Source organism: Sphingobacterium sp. Ag1 (assembly GCF_000988325.1).
In the GTDB taxonomy this organism is placed as follows: Bacteria; Bacteroidota; Bacteroidia; order Sphingobacteriales; family Sphingobacteriaceae; genus Sphingobacterium.
Genome location: NZ_LBGU01000018.1, coordinates 29,826 through 46,985 on the forward strand (window position 1 = coordinate 29,826; position 17,160 = coordinate 46,985).

A 17,160-nucleotide genomic window follows, 5' to 3' on the forward strand; every position below is an offset into this window, starting at 1 on the left:
CGAAATAGAATTATGTCAGTATTTAAAGTAGCATCAAGATACGCTAAGTCATTAATTGACTTGGCTAGCGAGCAAGGCTCACTGGAAACAATCAAAGCGGATATGGATTCATTCGCAGCTGTTTTAAAATCCAGTACAGAATTGCAAGCTGTTTTTGCCAATCCTATTGTTCCTTTGGACAAGAAGAAAAACATATTGGATGCGCTATTTAAAGATAAGATCAATCCAAATATCTTGGCATTCTTTAAGATCATGATCAACAAAGGTCGTGGCGAGATTGTATATGCGACTGCTCAAGAATTTATTCGTGAGTATAACGAGGTAAAAGGAATTGTCAAAGCTACAGTTACATCTGCAGCACCGCTTTCTGAAGCTAATTTGGCAGCGATGAAAGATGTACTTGCGAAAGAAACCAACGCTCAAGTGATATTGATCAATAAAGTTGATCATAGTTTGATCGGTGGATTTGTAGTCAATATCGGTGATCGCCAAATTGATGCAAGTATTGCTGGTAAGTTGAATAAATTGGAAAGATATTTGAATCAGAATAACTAGTTTGTTCTGATACTTGAAGTAAAATAAATCAAAAAACCCCTTATAATAATTAAAATGATAGAGGTAAGACCAGATGAAGTTTCGGCAATTCTAAGAGAGCAATTGTCGGGCTTTAAATCAGAAGCCGAACTAGAGGAAGTGGGTACCGTACTTGCTGTAGGTGACGGTATTGCTCGTATTTACGGCTTAACTAAAGTTCAGTCCGGTGAGTTGGTTGAATTTGATAACGGATTACAAGGTATTGTATTAAACTTAGAAGAAGACAACGTTGGTGTTGTACTTTTAGGTCCTTCTGATGAGATCAAAGAAGGAGATACCATTAAACGTACCAACCGTATTGCATCCATCAAAGTTGGTGAAGGCTTGTTGGGACGTGTTGTAAACACTTTAGGTCAACCAATCGATGGTAAAGGCCCTATTCCAGGTGATTTGTATGAAATGCCGATCGAGCGTAAAGCTCCTGGTGTTATCTACCGTCAGCCGGTAACTGAACCATTACAAACAGGTATCAAAGCGATCGATGCGATGATTCCAGTAGGTCGTGGTCAACGTGAGTTGGTTATTGGTGACCGTCAAACAGGTAAAACAGCTGTTTGTATCGATACAATCTTGAACCAAAAAGAATTCTATGATGCAGGAGAACCTGTATTTTGTATCTACGTTGCCGTAGGTCAAAAGAATTCTACAGTTGCGAATATCGTGCGTACATTGGAGGAAAGAGGTGCTATGGCTTATACAGTAGTTGTGGCTGCATCTGCTGCTGATCCAGCTCCACTTCAGTTCTATGCACCAATGTCAGGTGCTGCTATCGGCGAGTTTTTCCGTGATACAGGCCGTCCAGCACTGATCGTTTATGATGATTTGTCTAAACAAGCTGTAGCTTACCGTGAGGTTTCTTTATTGTTACGTCGTCCACCGGGCCGCGAAGCATATCCAGGTGACGTATTTTATCTACACAGCCGTTTGTTGGAGCGTGCAGCGAAAATCAACTCTTCAGATGATATTGCACGCAATATGAACGATCTCCCTGAGTCGATCAAACACTTGGTGAAAGGTGGTGGTTCATTAACCGCGCTTCCGATCATCGAAACTCAAGCTGGTGACGTTTCTGCATATATCCCAACGAACGTAATTTCAATTACAGACGGTCAGATTTTCTTGGAGTCTAACTTGTTTAACGCAGGTATTCGTCCAGCGATCAACGTAGGTATCTCTGTATCTCGTGTAGGTGGTAATGCGCAGATCAAACCGATGAAAAAGGTATCTGGTACATTAAAGTTAGATCAAGCTCAGTACCGTGAATTGGAAGCTTTTGCGAAATTCGGTTCTGATCTAGATGCTGCTACTAAATCTGTCTTAGATAAAGGTGTTCGTAACGTTGAGATCTTGAAACAAGGTCAATATTCTCCAGTTTCTGTAGAGAAACAAGTTGCGATTATTTATATCGGAACAAAAGGTTTATTGCGCAATGTTCCTGTAAATAAGGTGAGAGAATTTGAAGAAGAATTCTTAACACATTTGGAACAACGTCATCCAGAAGTATTGTCAGCTTTTAAAGCTAATAAGTTCTCCGATGAATTAACTGCAGTGTTAGAAACAGTAGCTAAGGATTTAGCATCAAAATATTAATAGTAATGAGTATTTGGTATTGAGTCTATTGACGAGGCTCAATACTCAATACTAGGTACTTAATACTTAAAACAAATATGGCAAATTTAAAAGAAGTAAGAAACCGGATTACCTCGGTATCATCAACACAGCAGATCACGAAAGCTATGAAAATGGTTTCGGCTGCTAAATTGAAGCGCGCTACTAACGCTATCTTACAATTGCGCCCATATGCGAATAAATTAAGAGACATTTTGGCGGATGTTTCTGCGAGTGTTGAGGGAAGTAACTCTCCTTTTACAGTAGATCGTGAGCCAAATAAGGTATTGATCGTTGTTGTTTCTTCTAATAGAGGTTTAGCTGGAGCATTCAACGCAAATGTTATCAAAGCGACTAATAACTTGATCTTTAACAAATATGCCGAGCAACATGCAAAGGGTAATTTGAGTATCATTGGTATTGGTAAAAAGGGTTATGACTTCTACTCGAAACGTAACTTCAATGTGGTAGCTAACCACTCTGATTTGTTTTCTGAGTTAAATTTTGGTTCTGTATCTGTGGTGACTGAATTTATCATGGAACAATTCAAAGAAGGTAATTTTGATCGTGTTGAAGTGGTTTATAATCAATTCAAAAATGCAGCAGTTCAAGAATTGACTGCAGAGCAGATTTTACCATTATTACCTGCGGAAGAAAACAAACAACATACGCATAAAGCAAAAATAGAAGCTGAGGTGGATTATATCATCGAGCCTTCCAAAGAGAAGATTATCGAGGAATTGATACCTAAAGCAATTAAGATTCAATTATACAAGGCTGTTTTAGACTCGAATGCTTCTGAGCATGGAGCACGTATGACAGCAATGGATAAAGCTACAGAGAATGCTGGTGACTTAATCAAATCACTTAAGCTATCTTACAACCAGGCACGTCAAGCTGCAATTACAACAGAATTGACGGAGATCGTATCCGGTGCAGCAGCATTATCAAACGGATAATTTTTATTCGGAAATACATAGAAAAAGCGCTGATCATTTGATTAGCGCTTTTTCTATGTATACTATTTTCTACCATCGAATTAAGGCTGAGCCCCAGGTAAACCCTGCTCCAAAAGCCGCCAAGCATACAAGATCACCGTCTTTAATCTTTCCTTCTTCCCAAGGCTCGCAGAGTGCTATCGGTATAGAGGCTGCAGTTGTATTACCATATTTCTGAATATTGTTGAATACCTGATCCTCCCCTAATCCAAGTGTTTTCTGTACAAATTGCGAAATGCGAAGATTGGCCTGATGTGGAATCAATAAGTCTATATCACTGGTTTTTAAATTATTTTTTGCCAGCGCTTCATGAATGACTTCCGGAAATTTGACAACAGCTTTTTTGAAGACGGCCTGCCCATCCATATTTGGAAATGCAGTCCCATCGTCGAGCATCTCCTTGGTCATCAATAGTCCACCCAACTCCTGGTCCGGCCAATCAGGCATTTTATCCAACCAAATACCACTGGATGCTCCGGGGTAGTACATAGCCAGCTTTTCGGCATCGGCTCCGTCTGAATGTAAGTGTGTGCTCAGGATGCCTTTGCCATTTTCGGTTGTGGGCTGCACAACCACAGCTCCGGCACCATCACCGAAAATAACAGAAACGGATCGTCCTCTAGTCGAAAAGTCAAGTGCAAAAGAGTGTTTCTCGGAACCAACTACGAGCACATTTTTATACATCCCTGTTTTGACAAATTGATCGGCAATAGAAAGCGCATAGATAAAACCCGAGCATTGGTTTCTAATATCCAGGGCTCCGACTTCTTTCATTTCCATTTCCCGCTGAAGCAGAACGGCACAGCCTGGAAAATAGTAATCTGGTGATAGGGTGGCAAAAATGATGAAGTCGACGTCTTCAGGTGTGATATGAGCTCGTTCGATGGCTATTTTAGCTGCTTCGACACCCATGGTGGTGGTAGTTTCGCCAATTCGGTCTGCATATCTACGTTCTTTTATACCGGTTCGCTCCTGAATCCATTCGTCACTGGTATCCATAAAGCGTGTTAGGTCATTATTGGTATATACGTTTTTTGGAACATAATAGCCAATTCCTGCTATTTTTGACTGTAACATAATAAATTCCTCTAATTGATTGTATTCTTCCCTTTTATATTATCGTTAATTTAGAAAAAAATATTCTATTTTTGCAGCATGGGTACCCAAACTGCTGAAGAAACCTTTACGTTAGAAGAGATATTAGCCTCTGTGAAAGAGTCTAATCGACTCATTTTATGGAATGATGAAACCAATACGTTTGAACATGTGATTCATTGTCTCATCTATCATTTACAATATACCGAGAAGCAAGCTGAGAAGATTGCCTGGAAAGTACACACTGAAGGGAAATGTGCTGTATTAGAAGGTACTTATACAGAGATGGAGATTTATCGTAAAATCCTGAAAGCCGAGGGATTGACCGTTTCTGTGGAATAATTTGCCATTCTTTTGTTACCGTAATAATATGGTTACGCTTCAATTTTGTCTGTAAGTTTTAGTTTTCTTTGCAGTATAACTATAAACTAAGCTGAAGCATGTTTTTTTACGCTAAATCGTTTAAATCTTTCTTATTTATATTCTTTTTACCTGTTGTCCTTTTTGCTCAGACCGGTCAAATCAAAGCTATTTTAGTCGATAGCGAAACTTCCAAACCTATTTCATCAGCTAGTGTCGCACTCTTGGACGCCAATAGTAACGTCTTGATTAAGGGAGGACAGTCTGTATCCCAAGGATTTCTTTTATTGTCAGATATTAAACCTGGTAAATATAATGTCCGTATCACTTATGTTGGCTACGAGACACATACTATTGATAGTATAGAGGTCTTAGGGGGTAAAAGTAAGGACTTAGGCCGAATTGCTTTGAAACCTACAGGTAATATGTTGAACGAAGTTGTTATTGAAGGACGAGCTCCAGCCATGCAAATTGGTATAGACCGTAAAACCTTCAATGTAGGCGAGAGTTTGGTCAGCGCGGGTGGAACAGCGACCGATGTGCTTGCGAATGTTCCCACTTTGCAAGTTGATCAGGATGGATCGGTCAGTTTGCGGGGATCAAGTAGTGTGAAGATTTTAATCGATGGCCGGGAGTCTGCTTTAGCAGGAAATGATGTAACTTCTTTGCTTCAGAGTCTACCTGCCAATTCGATTGAAAAAGTTGAAGTGATCACGAACCCTTCGTCGAAATATGACGCGGAGGGACAAACAGGAATTATCAATATCGTTTTAAAGAAGAATATTAGGACGGGACTAAATGGCTCTGTAAATACATCTGCAGGGTCCTATGATAACTATATGGCGGGATTGACCTTGAATTATAGAGATAAGAAGTTTAACTATTTTGGGTCCTATAATTTCAACAAGCGCAATATGGTTGGTAGTGGGGAAACGGACAATACCTTTTTTGGTGATACGACACGCAATTATAGCAAATCCGAATCGTCAAGGAAGGGCAACAGCCATACGGTAAAAGCCGGATTTGATTATAATATGTCAGATCGCACTTCATTGAGTTTTTCGGGTAATTTAAGTATACGTGATAATAAGCGAATAGAGGACTTGAATTATGAGTTCTTTAAGCAATCGCAGATGACGGGAACGAGCGTGCGAAATTCAACACAATTTGAAGACGATCTTGGTTATGAATTAAATGCTGATTTTAGACATCAATTTAAGCGAGAAGGAGAGGAGTTGACGGGGAATGCAAGTTATGGGAGAGACAAGGAAGATGGTACAAATGATTTTTCTCAAAATTATACCGATGGACGGAAGGCCACTTCACGGAAGAATGTTACGTCTGAGGATGGCAAGAATATCAACCTTCAATTAGATTATGTTTTACCTTTCTCTGAAGTAAGCAAATTTGAGGCGGGTTACCGTTCTCAAATCAGAAAGTCATTTGATACCCAGTTTTCCAGATCACTCGATTCGATTGGCAACTATGTGCCAGATTATAGGATCAGCAACGATTTTGATTTCACGAGTACAGTTCATGCGATCTATGCGAATTATCAAAATAAATTAACGGATAAAGTCGGTTATCAAATCGGACTGCGGGGAGAACAATTTGAACTCAAGTCCACCTATTTCTCTAAGGATCCAGCTGCTGTGGAACCGGAATCCAATGCTAAACAGAAATTTTTTAGGTTATATCCAACCCTGTTTTTAACCTATGATGTTGGTGAAAATGGAGATAAAGTTCAATTTAGCTACTCGCGCCGTGTTCAACGCGCTCGTGGTTGGCAAGTTAACCCATTTTTAAATGTATCTGACGATTTGAATTATCGTCAGGGAAATCCAAATCTGAAACCGGAAGATGTACACAGTTTGGAAATGAGCTTTGCCAAAACCTTCGGTAAAGTAAACCTGATATCTTCGGCTTATTTCAATCACGCCAGTGAGGTTATTCAGCCGTTTGTGTACAAAATCGAAGATGGAAGAACATATAGTAGATGGGAAAATATGACCAGTCGTAATCTTTCGGGTTTTGAGTTTATCTCGAAAGTCAACGCAACGAAGGATTTTGACTTTACATTTAATCTCAATTTGATCCACATTCAGTATAATGCAAACCCGGACTATGATATTAAAGAACAAAAGGATTTCGCTTATAATGCTAATCTGACCGCTAATTATCGTTTTACGCCAACATTTTCTGCACAAGTGCGCGGCGAGTATAATTCTTCCCGTGTAATGGCTCAGGGACAGATGAATGCAATGAAAGGTATGGATCTAGCCTTGAAAAAAGATGTGTTGAAGAAGAAAGCTTCAATTATGTTGAATGTGAGAGATGTATTTAATTCGCGAAAAATGAATGGTGTGACGGAGACGGCTCAACTTATATCCAATTTTGAGCACCGTTGGATGAAGCGGATGGTAACTTTATCCCTTTCCTATCGGTTTGGTAGCCAAGATTTAAACAAATCAAAGAAGAAAGTGTCAAATACAAATGAAATGGGCGGTGGAGAGGAATATTAAAAAATATTCCTCTTTATACACTCAAATGCTTAAATTTAATTTTAAAACAAACCTAAAACTAAAAAGAATGAAGTTATTAAAAACAGTTCTTGCGGTATCGGTGATTGCATTTTCAGCACATCTTAATACTGCCGTAGCACAAGCAAAAAAGGAGGTTCCTGCTTACAAAATCTTAGATTTACCCCGTGTAGACATCAAAAAATTTAAAAAGAATAAAGCCGGAGCCTATGTTATTTTTGATGGTACTTCGCTGGAAGGCTGGAGAGGATATGATAAGACCGTAGTCCCAAAAAGATGGGTAATCAATGAGGGCGCGATCAAATTTGATAGCCAAGCCAATGTTGGTAAAGAAGAAGGTGGAGACCTGGTTTTTGCTCATGATTTCAAGAATTTCGAATTGGAGTTGGAATGGAAAGTTGCTAAAGGAGCAAATTCGGGTATCTTCTTTCTAGCGAAGGAAGTTGAAGGACAGCCGATTTATATCTCGTCTCCAGAGTGCCAAGTCTTGGACAATGAAAATCATCCTGATGCTAAAATGGGTGTAGATGGGAACCGTAAATCGACTTCATTGTACGATATGATTCCTGCCAAACCACAGAATGGTAAACCCTATGGCGAGTGGAATAAGGTTAAGATCAGAGTAAACAATGGCAAGGTGGAGCATTTTCAAAATGGTGTAAAGGTCGTTGAATATACATTATGGGATAAGTCGTGGATTGATTTATTGCAAAAGAGTAAATTCAGTGCGGAAAAATGGCCTTTGGCTTTTGAATTGTTGAGCCATGTCGGTGGAGATAGCAAATCGGGACTTATCGGTCTTCAGGATCATGGAAATGATGTCTGGTTTAAGAATATTACCGTTAAGGTTCTAAAATAGAAAAAGCAGCTCAAAGCTGCTTTTTCTATTTTCTACAGTATCGACTGTAATTCTTTTAAGTCGATAATCATATGTGCTACATCATCCGGTTTTTCAACAACATTTGGGTTAAAGAAAATGGCGTCCATGCCTACATTTGCGGCTCCACGGATGTCGGCATCAAGGTTATCTCCAATCATCAGTGATTGCTGCGCTCGCGCTTGAGCAGTTGTCATTGCGAACTCAAATATTCGGGGGTCCGGTTTGTTTACGCCGATGACTTCTGAAATAAAAATATGTTTGAAATATTTGTTGAGGTTGCTCTTTTCCAGTTTGGTCTCACAGGCCTCTTTGAAACCATTAGATATCAAGTGAAGATTGTATTTGTTGCTCAAATAAGCTAAGGTTTCATGTGCATGGGGAAATAGATTTGTTTTTTGGGGACAGATAGCGAGATACTCCAGTTCAAATTCTTCGGGAAACAACTCCGGCTCTACACCTAGATCAGTGAAGGTATCGGCAAAGCGTGCTTTCCTGAGTTCTGGTTTTGAAATCTTTCCGTGATGATAGAGCCCCCAAAGTCGATGATTGTTAACCGTATAAGTTTCTATAAAACGGGTGGATGACTCTTGATTAAACAAGTGATCAAACTTGTATTTAAAATATAGCTCGTGCAGACTTTCTTCAGCATTTTTATCAAAATCCCATATTGTATGATCAAGATCGAAGAAAATGTCTTTTTTATCATGATTAAACATATGCAAAATTAAAACAAATTAACCTGAAGTTCCAAGTCCGTTGGGTTATCTTGTGATGAAATTAACGGTTACTTTTATCGATATCGGGTCTACGATCGTTTATATGACTGTTTGGTGATTTTAGTCTTATTGCGAATCGGTTAATTTTCTTCTTTGTGTCATAATCCTTCGGATATTTCCGAATACATGGGTGAATACCTATTTTTGTCACATGAAGAAAGCGCTGTTACTCTTTTATTTCCTATTGTTCTATGCGGTTATGCAACTGATATGGTGGGGGGTGATGTTTATTCGTTTTGATCCGAGCAAAAAGAACATGATCATAGGAGAGGGAATATTCTTTTTGATTATTTTCTTGTGGGGTGCCTGGCGATTGAAGCGACTGGTTGAAAGGGAACAGAAACTGCTGCAGCAACAGCAGAACTTTCTTTTGGCGATCACGCATGAGCTTAAATCACCGTTGGCTTCTGTCAAATTGTATATTCAAACTATTTTGAGACGTGATCTTGACAAGGAGCAACAACAAACGTTCTTGAGAAACTCGCTGAAGGATATTGAGCGTTTGGATGATCTGGTTGAAAATGTATTAATGACAACCAAGTTGGACAGCCGTAATTACAGTATGCCGAAAGAGGATTTTAATTTTACTGCTTTGGTAGAACAGGTTGTGGATAGGCTTCAGAAGAATTCCTGTAGTTCACAAGTACTGAAACCTTATGTGGAGGCGGATATCATTATTCATGCAGATAAGTTTGCGATCAGTAATGTGGTAACTAATCTGATAGAAAATGCGATTAAGTATTCACCGGCATGTGCTATGGTGGATGTGAAATTATATACGGAGAATAATAAAATAATTTTTTCTGTTGCTGACCATGGTATCGGTATCAGTGATGAAGAGAAAAAACTTATCTTTAATAAGTTTTATCGCGTGGGAAGTGAGGCAACACGAAAAACCAAAGGTACAGGTTTGGGGTTATATATCGTGAAAACCGTATTGCAGAAGCACGACGCGACCATAAAAGTTAAAGATAACACTCCTAAAGGGAGTATTTTTGAAGTAACATTTGAAAGAAATGCAAAGTAAACAAAGAATATTACTTGTCGAAGATGAAGAACACTTGTTAGAAGCTATCAAGTTGAATCTCGAAATGGAAGGTTACCGTGTTACTACGGCTACCGATGGAAAAAAAGCACTAAAAGTCTTCAAGGAGGAACGTTTCAACTTGGTGGTTTTGGACGTGATGATTCCCGAAATTGATGGATTCCAAGTAGCTGAAACTATTCGACTGCAAAACACTGAAGTTCCTATCATGTTTTTAACTGCGAAAAATAGCAGTGAGGATCGAATTACGGGTCTTAAGAAAGGGGCGGATGATTATTTGGTAAAACCTTTCAACTTAGAAGAATTGATTCTTCGTGTTGGAAATTTGGTGCGTCGTAGCATGAAACCAGACGATTTGAAAGAACTGAATTCTTATCAAATCGGTGATAAAACGATCTATTTTAATTCATACGAGCTACATCATGCGGATGGTACGATTACTTCTTTGACAAAGAAGGAAACCATGTTGTTGAAACTGTTGATTGAACGACGTAATGAGGCTGTATCGCGGGAACAAATATTGGAGACCGTATGGAATTACGATGTTTACCCATCGACACGTACCATCGACAATTTTATCTTAACCTTCCGAAAATATTTCGAACCAGATCAAAAGCATCCGATTTATTTCCATTCTATCAGGGGTGTTGGTTATAAGTTTACCGACAATAACGCATAGAGATAGAAAGAGATGATGACAATCAGGGCTAGAATAGCCGTTATTTTTATTGCCGCATTATTTTTGGGTTATGGCTTGTATCAAGGACATTATCAAACTGCTGTACTAATAGCAGGAGGAATAGGCTACTTGATTTGGAGTCATTTTAGGGAAGGGTCCGTTTTTTTGGCAACGCAGGCTTTTCATAGACAAGATTATGAGAAGACAAAAAACTTGCTAGCTGAGATCAAGAACCCAGATGCGCTCCGTAAAGGCAGACGCAATTTCTATGAATTTATGATGGGAAATATTGCGCTTAAAGAGGAACGCGTCGATGAAGCTGAGTATCATTTTCAGCTCGCTTCTCGTCTGCCTTGGAAAAAAGATAATGAAAAGGGGATGGTTATGATTAATCTGGCAAATATAGCGTTGCGAAAGTTGGATTATGAAAGAGCGAGAGCCTATACAGATGTTGCCAATAAGTTACATCTGACGGCTAGACAGAACAGCATTATTACAAAAATAGAAAACGAAATTTCAAAACATTTATAGTGAGTACTACTTTACAAAACGACTTATTGATTAGAGCTGCATTCTCGCAGCAAACGGAAAGACCTCCTGTGTGGATGATGCGTCAAGCTGGACGCTTTATGAAGGAATATTGGGATATCAAGAATAAATATTCCTTTTTGGAGATGTGCAAAACACCAGAAATTGCTGCGGATGTCACTATGCTCCCCGTAGATTTGCTAGGCATTGATGCCGCTATTTTATTTTCTGATATTTTAGTTACAGCAGAAGCTATGGGAGGGGATCTGTCCTTTGAGCAAGGTGTCGGTCCTCGTTTTTCTAATCCTGTGCGCTCTGTAAAGGATGCTGAAGCTTTGTCTATCAACTGTTTGGATAAATTGCAGTATGTTGCTGATGCAATCAAGGTCATTCAACAACGTCTTGACAGCCGTATCCCTTTGATTGGTTTTGCGGGCGCGCCATTTACAATTTTAAGTTATTTGGTTGAAGGTGGATCTTCAAAAGATTTTAAGTTAACAAAGTTGATGTTGAATAATCAACCTGAGCTGGCCCACCTGATCCTTCAAAAGATTGCGGATGTAACGGTTGAATATCTTAACATGCAGATCGCAGCTGGAGTAAATGCAATTCAATTATTTGATAGCTGGGCCTTGGCATTATCATGGAATGATTACCGTGATTTTTCACATTATTATAATAAACAGATTATTGCTAAATTGAACCGTAAGGATATTCCGGTCATTTCCTTTTGCAAAGGATCTTCAGTTTTTGCACCAATGATGGTCGAAGCGCAACCTGATGTTGTTTCTATCGATTGGAATGCAGATTTAAAAAATATTAAACAATCCTTGCCGCAAGGTATTGCTGTTCAAGGAAATTTGGATCCATTTGTTTTGTATGCAGATAAACCTGTTATCAAAAAGAAGATTATCGAACTATTTGAGCGTATGAGAGGTGAAAATGGTTTTATCTTTAACTTGGGTCATGGTATTATGCCCGATATTCCTTTTGATAATGTAAAATATGCCATTGAGGTGGTAAAGGAATTTAGCTATTAACTGCTTGCTATTTAAAACGAAAAAAGACCTGCCTTTGGCGGGTCTTTTTTCGTTCTAAAATAGTCTAATCCAGTAGGTTTGATAGTATACTTTTGTGTATTGGATGTAAGATTTGTTCAATCGGCAATTGAATATATTGATTGCTACTAACTTTTCTTATTTTTGTAACTATGGTCTATTTGTATGCGAAAGCGATTCATATTATCTTTGTAGTTTGTTGGATGGCTGGATTGTTCTATATTGTTCGACTATTCATCTACCATACAGAAGCACAATCTAAGTCGACAGAAGAGTACGGGATTTTGCATAGGCAATTTACCTTAATGGAAAGTAAATTGTGGTGGATCATCACAACACCTTCCATGTACCTCACTATTGTCGCAGCTCTCGTTATGCTCTATATTAATCCCGGTTTGCTTATGATGGGCTGGATGCATGTTAAGCTTACGTTTGTATTAGGATTAATTCTTTATCATTTCTCCTGCCAGCGGATCATGTTCCAATTACAGGGTGAGTCGTCTAGGTGGTCGTCAACAAAATTGAGACTATGGAATGAACTTGCGACAGTTTTATTATTCGCGATCGTTTTTACTGTTGTCTTAAAATCGGCACTGAACTGGATATTTGGCGTTTTGGGGCTCTTAATTTTATCTATCGCTTTAATGATGGCCGTAAAACTTTATAAAAAGTACCGGAACAAGAAAGTATAACAAAATGTTAAATTCTCTGATTTCTTAATCCTTTTTTATGCTGTGTAGTCGAAGGAATATAAATTGAATTGGATTATGTACAGAAAAATTCTCGTTGTGGTCTTGTTGCTTAGTGTTGCAACGGCTGGCTTTGGTCAGCGTTACAGGCCTTTTGGTGGAGCATTAAATATCTACTCTACAGATGTTCCCTTTTTTCTTTATATCAACAACATTTTGTACAACAATAGGGCTTCAACGGATATTCGAGTATCCAATCTGAAGAGTCGGCGTTATGATCTGCGTATCGTATTTGCTGATCGGCAGCGGCGTACACTGAGTGGTAGTGGCGTGCAACTTGTCAATAGAAATGGACAATACATGAATGTTGTGTTTTCTGTCAGTAGCAGACGGGGAAATAGGGGCATTATCTTGGAATCCATGAGTCCTGTTGATCGTTATAGCAATGGTAGTTATGGAGAGAATTTACTGTATGATGATCCGGATAGCTATAATGAAGAACAATATCATGATCCATATAGGCGTTCAGAAAGTCGTAAAGATTTACCAAATAATAATCGGGACAGATATAATAATGATCGATATAAACAGTCAGGAAACCCTAACGTTTATCGTGACGACGTAGCCAATCAACGCGGATATGATGACAATGACGATAATGTGCGGTCCGATGACGGTGGAATGAATAAGACAAACTCCAATCGATTGAATGACCTGTTGAATCAGAAGGAAAACGATCAGGATAGACTGGCAGTAGCTGCTCAAGAGTTAAAAAGTATGCGCCTAAGTGTGACTGAAATTGTTGATTTAATGGAACTTTTTATAAGAGATGATAATAAACTGGCTTTTGCCAAATATGCTTATCCAACCTGTGTGGATAAACAGAATTATGAGAGAGTAGGAGAGGCCTTATCGTTCAGCTCAACACGGGAAAAGCTAGTTGATTTTTTAAAAAAATAAAAGGAGCATTTTGCTCCTTTTTTTATTCACCGCCGAAGCAGATATATTTTAATTCCATATACTCATCCAACCCGTGTTTAGATCCTTCACGGCCTACACCAGATTGTTTTACTCCACCAAAAGGAGCTGCTGCATTTGAAATAAGACCTGTATTGACACCAACCATACCAGCGTCTAGTAGTTCAGCGACACGAAGACAGCGATTTATATTTGCACTATAAAAATAAGAGGCTAAGCCAAATTCAGTCATATTGGCCATTGCTATTCCATCTGCTTCTGTTTTGAAACTGAAAAGGGCGCAAATCGGACCAAAAGTCTCCTCGCGAAATATAAGCGCTTCTTTTGGGACGTTGGCCAGTACGGTTGGCTGGAAAAATAGATCTTTGATGACCTTTCCTCCAGTAGCCAATTCGGCACCATGATTTAAGGCGTCTTGAACATGATGCTGAACTTTTTCTAGACCTTTTGCATTGATTAAGGGGCCTACCTGAATACCTTTGTCGAGCCCATTGCCAACTTTCAATTTACTGACAGCATGGCTAAGTTTCATCGAAAACTCATCATAGACATCTTCTTGAATTAGAAACCTGTTGATGGAAACACAAGTTTGCCCTGAGTTCCTAAATTTTCCAGCAATAGCTCCATCAACAGCAGCATCAATATCGGCATCGTTAAAAACCAAAAAAGGTGCATTACCACCGAGTTCCATGGATACCTTTTTTATATTTGAAGCAGATTGTTCTAGTAGCGTTTTTCCAACTTCAGTAGAACCTGTGAAGGAAAGTTTTCTTACCAAACCATTCGTCGCTAATTCTTTTCCGATACCAGCACTGTCTTTTCCTGTAATAACGTTAAACACGCCTTTCGGGACACCTGCTTCTTCAGCGAGTTTAGCCAATGCGATAGCAGAAATAGGGGTTTGTGATGCAGGCTTAAGTACGACGGTACAACCAGCAACCATAGCAGGAGCTACTTTTCGGGTAATCATCGCTAAGGGAAAATTCCAAGGAGTAATGGCGGCTACAACACCGATGCCTTGCCTAATAGTAAGCATTCTAGTTCCTTTTTTATGGGAAGGTATCGTTTCACCATAGGCCCGCTTTCCTTCTTCTGAAAACCACTCAACAAAGGAGCTACCATAGTCAACCTCGACTTTGGATTCGCTTAGCGGTTTGCCACTTTCTAAGGTCATGATTTCCGCAAGATCGTCTTTATGCTGTTGAATAAGGTCGTACCACTTGCGGGTGATGTTGCATCGTTCCAATACAGTTGTATTTTTCCAACTTTCCCAGGCATTGTTAGCAGCATCTATTGCTTTAGTACAATCTGCCACTTTTAAATCTGGCAATGAAGCAATAACTTTTCCTGTAGCGGGATTTATAACGTCAAAGGTGTGTTTTGACTTGATAAATTTCCCATTGATATAGGCGCTGTCAATTAAAAGTGTATTTTTCATCGATGTAAATTTAATGGTCACAAGTATAATTAGAAGATTTCCGAACTAAATGTCACTTCAAAATGATTGTAGTTTGTTTAAATGAACCTTTCTCGTTCAGATTTTGAAGGTATCGTACAAAATTCATTTTTTCCAAACCAACGATAGCGGTTTTTAGCGAAATAATCATAAAGCGCATCTCTCCAACCGCGAGGTAAAATTTTTAGTAAATAACATGTCATATAAGGGAAACCCAATTGCTCACATATTTTAAGAACAGCTTCGCTTTTGACAAAGCTACCTGTTGGAGAGAGGTAAACGATGGAATCAATGTTTTGGGGAATATTTACTAGCGCGGTTCTGGCAAATTCAGATTGCAGCGAACTAAATAAGAATTTTTTTTTACGATCTATCCTTAATAGTATTTGAACAAAGCGATTACAGACCAAGCAATCACCATCGAAAAAGATGATATGTTTCCCTTGTTGTTCCATATAATAAAGTTACTTCTAATTGTTGAAAGTACTGCCATTACAAGATCATAAAAAAGGAGCGATTATATTACCACGCAACGTTATGTTTGCTATGATGCCAAAAAAAGCGGTGTTTTTTTGGAACACCGCTTTTTCGTAATTTTCTTTTTATAGATTTTTCATGATCGTATGTCCCATACGATCCCTCTTTGTTTTTAGATATTCCTCGTTGAAGGGATTTGCAGTAATTTCAATGGGCACATTTTCTACAATTTCAAGTCCATAGCCCACTAAACCAGCACGTTTGGTTGGATTATTTGACATAAGGCGCATTTTAGTAACGCCAAGATTTCTAAGGATTTGCGCTCCCACGCCGTAATCTCTCAAATCAGCTTTGAATCCTAATTGTACATTAGCATCTACTGTGTCTAAGCCATTTTCCTGTAATTTGTAGGCATGTAATTTATTGATGAGTCCAATACCGCGACCTTCTTGATTCATATAGACAATAACACCTTTGCCTTCTTGCTGGATCATTTCCATTGCTTTGTGCAATTGAGGGCCGCAGTCACAACGGCAGGAACCAAAAATATCACCTGTAACACAAGAGCTATGCACGCGCACTAAAATAGGTTCATCTTCATTCCAATCGCCTTTGTAAAGTGCTAAATGTTGTTCGCCAGTGTCTTTTTGTGTAAATGCTTTCATTTTAAAATCACCATATTGCGTCGGCATATTAACGGTGACTTCTTCATTGATTAACGAGTCGTGCTTAAGACGATATTCAATTAGATCTTCAATACTAACGATCTTTAAATCAAATTTTTTAGCAACTTCCATTAGTTCCGGAAGTCTGGCCATTTCACCGTCTTCTTTTAGAATCTCAACCAATACACCCGCTGGTTCAAATCCTGCTAATCGAGCAAGGTCAACTGTAGCTTCAGTGTGTCCTGTACGGCGTAATACACCACCATCTTTAGCTATTAGCGGGAAAATATGTCCCGGTCTGCCCAATTCTTCATAATGAATATTGGGATCGATCATTGCTTTAATTGTTTTCGAGCGGTCTGATGCAGAAATACCGGTTGTACAACCATATCCCTGTAAATCAATGGAAACTGTAAAGTTCGTTTCATATACCGCTGTATTCTGTCCCACCATTAAGTCAAGGTGTAATGCATCTGCTCTTTCTTTTGTAATTGGAGCACATACTAGTCCACGACCGTGAGTCGCCATAAAGTTGATGATTTCGGGAGTTGCATTGCGGGCAGCTGTGACAAAGTCTCCTTCATTTTCGCGATCTTCGTCATCCACGACGATTACTACTTTTCCTGCTTGTATATCAGCGATCGCTTCTTCGATCGTGTTTAATTTGAAATCCATTTATTGATATATTGTAATTGGTACAAAGTTAGTGTAGAATATAAATTTATTTATAATAG

17 protein-coding genes are annotated in these 17,160 nt (G+C 38.9%); 12 read left to right on the forward strand and 5 right to left on the reverse strand.

The features are described 5' to 3' along the window. Positions 1 to 12: 12 nt before the first annotated feature. The 3 genes from atpH (at position 13) to atpG (ending at position 3,161) form a co-directional block, all read left to right on the forward strand. Positions 13 to 555, forward strand: coding sequence for an ATP synthase F1 subunit delta (atpH, locus tag AAW12_RS02070; RefSeq protein WP_046671967.1), 543 nt, complete (start codon positions 13 to 15; stop codon positions 553 to 555). Between the two features lie 54 nt (positions 556 to 609). Continuing rightward, positions 610 to 2,184, forward strand: coding sequence for a F0F1 ATP synthase subunit alpha (gene atpA, locus AAW12_RS02075; RefSeq protein ID WP_046671968.1), 1,575 nt, complete (start codon positions 610 to 612; stop codon positions 2,182 to 2,184). A 77-nt stretch (positions 2,185 to 2,261) separates the two neighbouring features. Further along, entirely contained in the window at positions 2,262 to 3,161 is a 900-nt protein-coding gene (gene atpG, locus AAW12_RS02080) for an ATP synthase F1 subunit gamma (RefSeq protein WP_046671969.1), read from the forward strand. 69 nt (positions 3,162 to 3,230) lie between these two features. On the opposite strand, the gene AAW12_RS02085 is transcribed toward atpG, so the two are convergent. After that, positions 3,231 to 4,277 (reverse strand): 3-oxoacyl-ACP synthase III family protein, encoded by a 1,047-nt coding sequence (locus AAW12_RS02085; RefSeq protein ID WP_046671970.1) that lies wholly within the window; start codon positions 4,275 to 4,277, stop codon positions 3,231 to 3,233. 78 nt (positions 4,278 to 4,355) lie between these two features. On the opposite strand from AAW12_RS02085, the gene AAW12_RS02090 reads away from it, so the two are divergent. From AAW12_RS02090 to AAW12_RS02100, 3 genes are all read left to right on the forward strand, one after another. Next, the gene (locus AAW12_RS02090) at positions 4,356 to 4,637 is read left to right on the forward strand and encodes an ATP-dependent Clp protease adaptor ClpS (RefSeq protein ID WP_046671971.1); all 282 of its coding nucleotides are present in this window, start codon (positions 4,356 to 4,358) and stop codon (positions 4,635 to 4,637) included. A gap of 98 nt (positions 4,638 to 4,735) precedes the next feature. After that, positions 4,736 to 7,177: a TonB-dependent receptor domain-containing protein gene (locus AAW12_RS02095; protein WP_046671972.1), complete on the forward strand. Its 2,442-nt coding sequence runs from the start codon at positions 4,736 to 4,738 to the stop codon at positions 7,175 to 7,177. 67 nt (positions 7,178 to 7,244) lie between these two features. Continuing rightward, on the forward strand, positions 7,245 to 8,054 hold the full coding sequence (locus AAW12_RS02100) for a DUF1080 domain-containing protein (protein ID WP_084823045.1): 810 nt from the start codon (positions 7,245 to 7,247) through the stop codon (positions 8,052 to 8,054). Positions 8,055 to 8,086: 32 nt separating this feature from the next. Here the strand turns inward: AAW12_RS02100 and AAW12_RS02105 are convergent, their stop codons facing one another. Next, on the reverse strand, positions 8,087 to 8,791 hold the full coding sequence (locus AAW12_RS02105; RefSeq protein WP_046671973.1) for a YjjG family noncanonical pyrimidine nucleotidase: 705 nt from the start codon (positions 8,789 to 8,791) through the stop codon (positions 8,087 to 8,089). 211 nt (positions 8,792 to 9,002) lie between these two features. Between AAW12_RS02105 and AAW12_RS02110 the strand changes: the two genes are divergently transcribed. The 6 genes from AAW12_RS02110 (at position 9,003) to AAW12_RS02135 (ending at position 13,810) form a co-directional block, all read left to right on the forward strand. Further along, positions 9,003 to 9,878 (forward strand): sensor histidine kinase, encoded by an 876-nt coding sequence (locus tag AAW12_RS02110; RefSeq protein WP_046671974.1) that lies wholly within the window; start codon positions 9,003 to 9,005, stop codon positions 9,876 to 9,878. Continuing rightward, positions 9,868 to 10,575 (forward strand): response regulator transcription factor, encoded by a 708-nt coding sequence (locus AAW12_RS02115; protein WP_046671975.1) that lies wholly within the window; start codon positions 9,868 to 9,870, stop codon positions 10,573 to 10,575. Before AAW12_RS02110 ends, AAW12_RS02115 begins: the two co-directional genes overlap by 11 nt. Before the next feature lie 12 nt (positions 10,576 to 10,587). Continuing rightward, positions 10,588 to 11,106, forward strand: a complete 519-nt coding sequence (locus AAW12_RS02120; RefSeq protein ID WP_231585185.1) for a hypothetical protein — start codon at positions 10,588 to 10,590, stop codon at positions 11,104 to 11,106. Further along, positions 11,106 to 12,143: a uroporphyrinogen decarboxylase gene (gene hemE, locus AAW12_RS02125; protein ID WP_046671977.1), complete on the forward strand. Its 1,038-nt coding sequence runs from the start codon at positions 11,106 to 11,108 to the stop codon at positions 12,141 to 12,143. Before AAW12_RS02120 ends, hemE begins: the two co-directional genes overlap by 1 nt. Before the next feature lie 170 nt (positions 12,144 to 12,313). Next, positions 12,314 to 12,853 carry a protoporphyrinogen oxidase HemJ gene (hemJ, locus tag AAW12_RS02130; protein ID WP_046671978.1) on the forward strand — a complete coding sequence of 180 codons (540 nt, stop codon included), beginning with the start codon at positions 12,314 to 12,316 and terminating at the stop codon, positions 12,851 to 12,853. Positions 12,854 to 12,928: 75 nt separating this feature from the next. After that, positions 12,929 to 13,810: a DUF4476 domain-containing protein gene (locus AAW12_RS02135; protein WP_046671979.1), complete on the forward strand. Its 882-nt coding sequence runs from the start codon at positions 12,929 to 12,931 to the stop codon at positions 13,808 to 13,810. Positions 13,811 to 13,832: 22 nt separating this feature from the next. Here AAW12_RS02135 and AAW12_RS02140 read toward each other — a convergent pair whose 3' ends face one another. The 3 genes from AAW12_RS02140 to AAW12_RS02150 all read right to left on the reverse strand — a co-directional run bounded on the left by AAW12_RS02140 (position 13,833) and on the right by AAW12_RS02150 (position 17,101). After that, positions 13,833 to 15,266: an NAD-dependent succinate-semialdehyde dehydrogenase gene (locus AAW12_RS02140; protein ID WP_046671980.1), complete on the reverse strand. Its 1,434-nt coding sequence runs from the start codon at positions 15,264 to 15,266 to the stop codon at positions 13,833 to 13,835. Positions 15,267 to 15,343: 77 nt separating this feature from the next. Further along, the gene (locus AAW12_RS02145) at positions 15,344 to 15,739 is read right to left on the reverse strand and encodes a thiol-disulfide oxidoreductase DCC family protein (protein WP_046671981.1); all 396 of its coding nucleotides are present in this window, start codon (positions 15,737 to 15,739) and stop codon (positions 15,344 to 15,346) included. A 147-nt stretch (positions 15,740 to 15,886) separates the two neighbouring features. Continuing rightward, a complete protein-coding gene (locus AAW12_RS02150) occupies positions 15,887 to 17,101 on the reverse strand; it encodes a bifunctional 3,4-dihydroxy-2-butanone-4-phosphate synthase/GTP cyclohydrolase II (protein WP_046671982.1) in 1,215 nt (404 codons plus the stop codon). Positions 17,102 to 17,160: the final 59 nt, after the last annotated feature.

What these genes read in the sequence shown, in the direction of transcription:
- atpH (WP_046671967.1), top strand. Translation starts at nt 13, where the DNA reads ATGTCAGTATTTAAAGTAGCATCAAGATACGCTAAGTCATTAATTGAC.
- atpA (WP_046671968.1), top strand. Translation starts at nt 610, where the DNA reads ATGATAGAGGTAAGACCAGATGAAGTTTCGGCAATTCTAAGAGAGCAA.
- atpG (WP_046671969.1), top strand. Translation starts at nt 2,262, where the DNA reads ATGGCAAATTTAAAAGAAGTAAGAAACCGGATTACCTCGGTATCATCA.
- AAW12_RS02085 (WP_046671970.1), bottom strand. Translation starts at nt 4,277, where the DNA reads ATGTTACAGTCAAAAATAGCAGGAATTGGCTATTATGTTCCAAAAAAC.
- AAW12_RS02090 (WP_046671971.1), top strand. Translation starts at nt 4,356, where the DNA reads ATGGGTACCCAAACTGCTGAAGAAACCTTTACGTTAGAAGAGATATTA.
- AAW12_RS02095 (WP_046671972.1), top strand. Translation starts at nt 4,736, where the DNA reads ATGTTTTTTTACGCTAAATCGTTTAAATCTTTCTTATTTATATTCTTT.
- AAW12_RS02100 (WP_084823045.1), top strand. Translation starts at nt 7,245, where the DNA reads ATGAAGTTATTAAAAACAGTTCTTGCGGTATCGGTGATTGCATTTTCA.
- AAW12_RS02105 (WP_046671973.1), bottom strand. Translation starts at nt 8,791, where the DNA reads ATGTTTAATCATGATAAAAAAGACATTTTCTTCGATCTTGATCATACA.
- AAW12_RS02110 (WP_046671974.1), top strand. Translation starts at nt 9,003, where the DNA reads ATGAAGAAAGCGCTGTTACTCTTTTATTTCCTATTGTTCTATGCGGTT.
- AAW12_RS02115 (WP_046671975.1), top strand. Translation starts at nt 9,868, where the DNA reads ATGCAAAGTAAACAAAGAATATTACTTGTCGAAGATGAAGAACACTTG.
- AAW12_RS02120 (WP_231585185.1), top strand. Translation starts at nt 10,588, where the DNA reads ATGATGACAATCAGGGCTAGAATAGCCGTTATTTTTATTGCCGCATTA.
- hemJ (WP_046671978.1), top strand. Translation starts at nt 12,314, where the DNA reads ATGGTCTATTTGTATGCGAAAGCGATTCATATTATCTTTGTAGTTTGT.
- AAW12_RS02135 (WP_046671979.1), top strand. Translation starts at nt 12,929, where the DNA reads ATGTACAGAAAAATTCTCGTTGTGGTCTTGTTGCTTAGTGTTGCAACG.
- AAW12_RS02140 (WP_046671980.1), bottom strand. Translation starts at nt 15,266, where the DNA reads ATGAAAAATACACTTTTAATTGACAGCGCCTATATCAATGGGAAATTT.
- AAW12_RS02145 (WP_046671981.1), bottom strand. Translation starts at nt 15,739, where the DNA reads ATGGAACAACAAGGGAAACATATCATCTTTTTCGATGGTGATTGCTTG.
- AAW12_RS02150 (WP_046671982.1), bottom strand. Translation starts at nt 17,101, where the DNA reads ATGGATTTCAAATTAAACACGATCGAAGAAGCGATCGCTGATATACAA.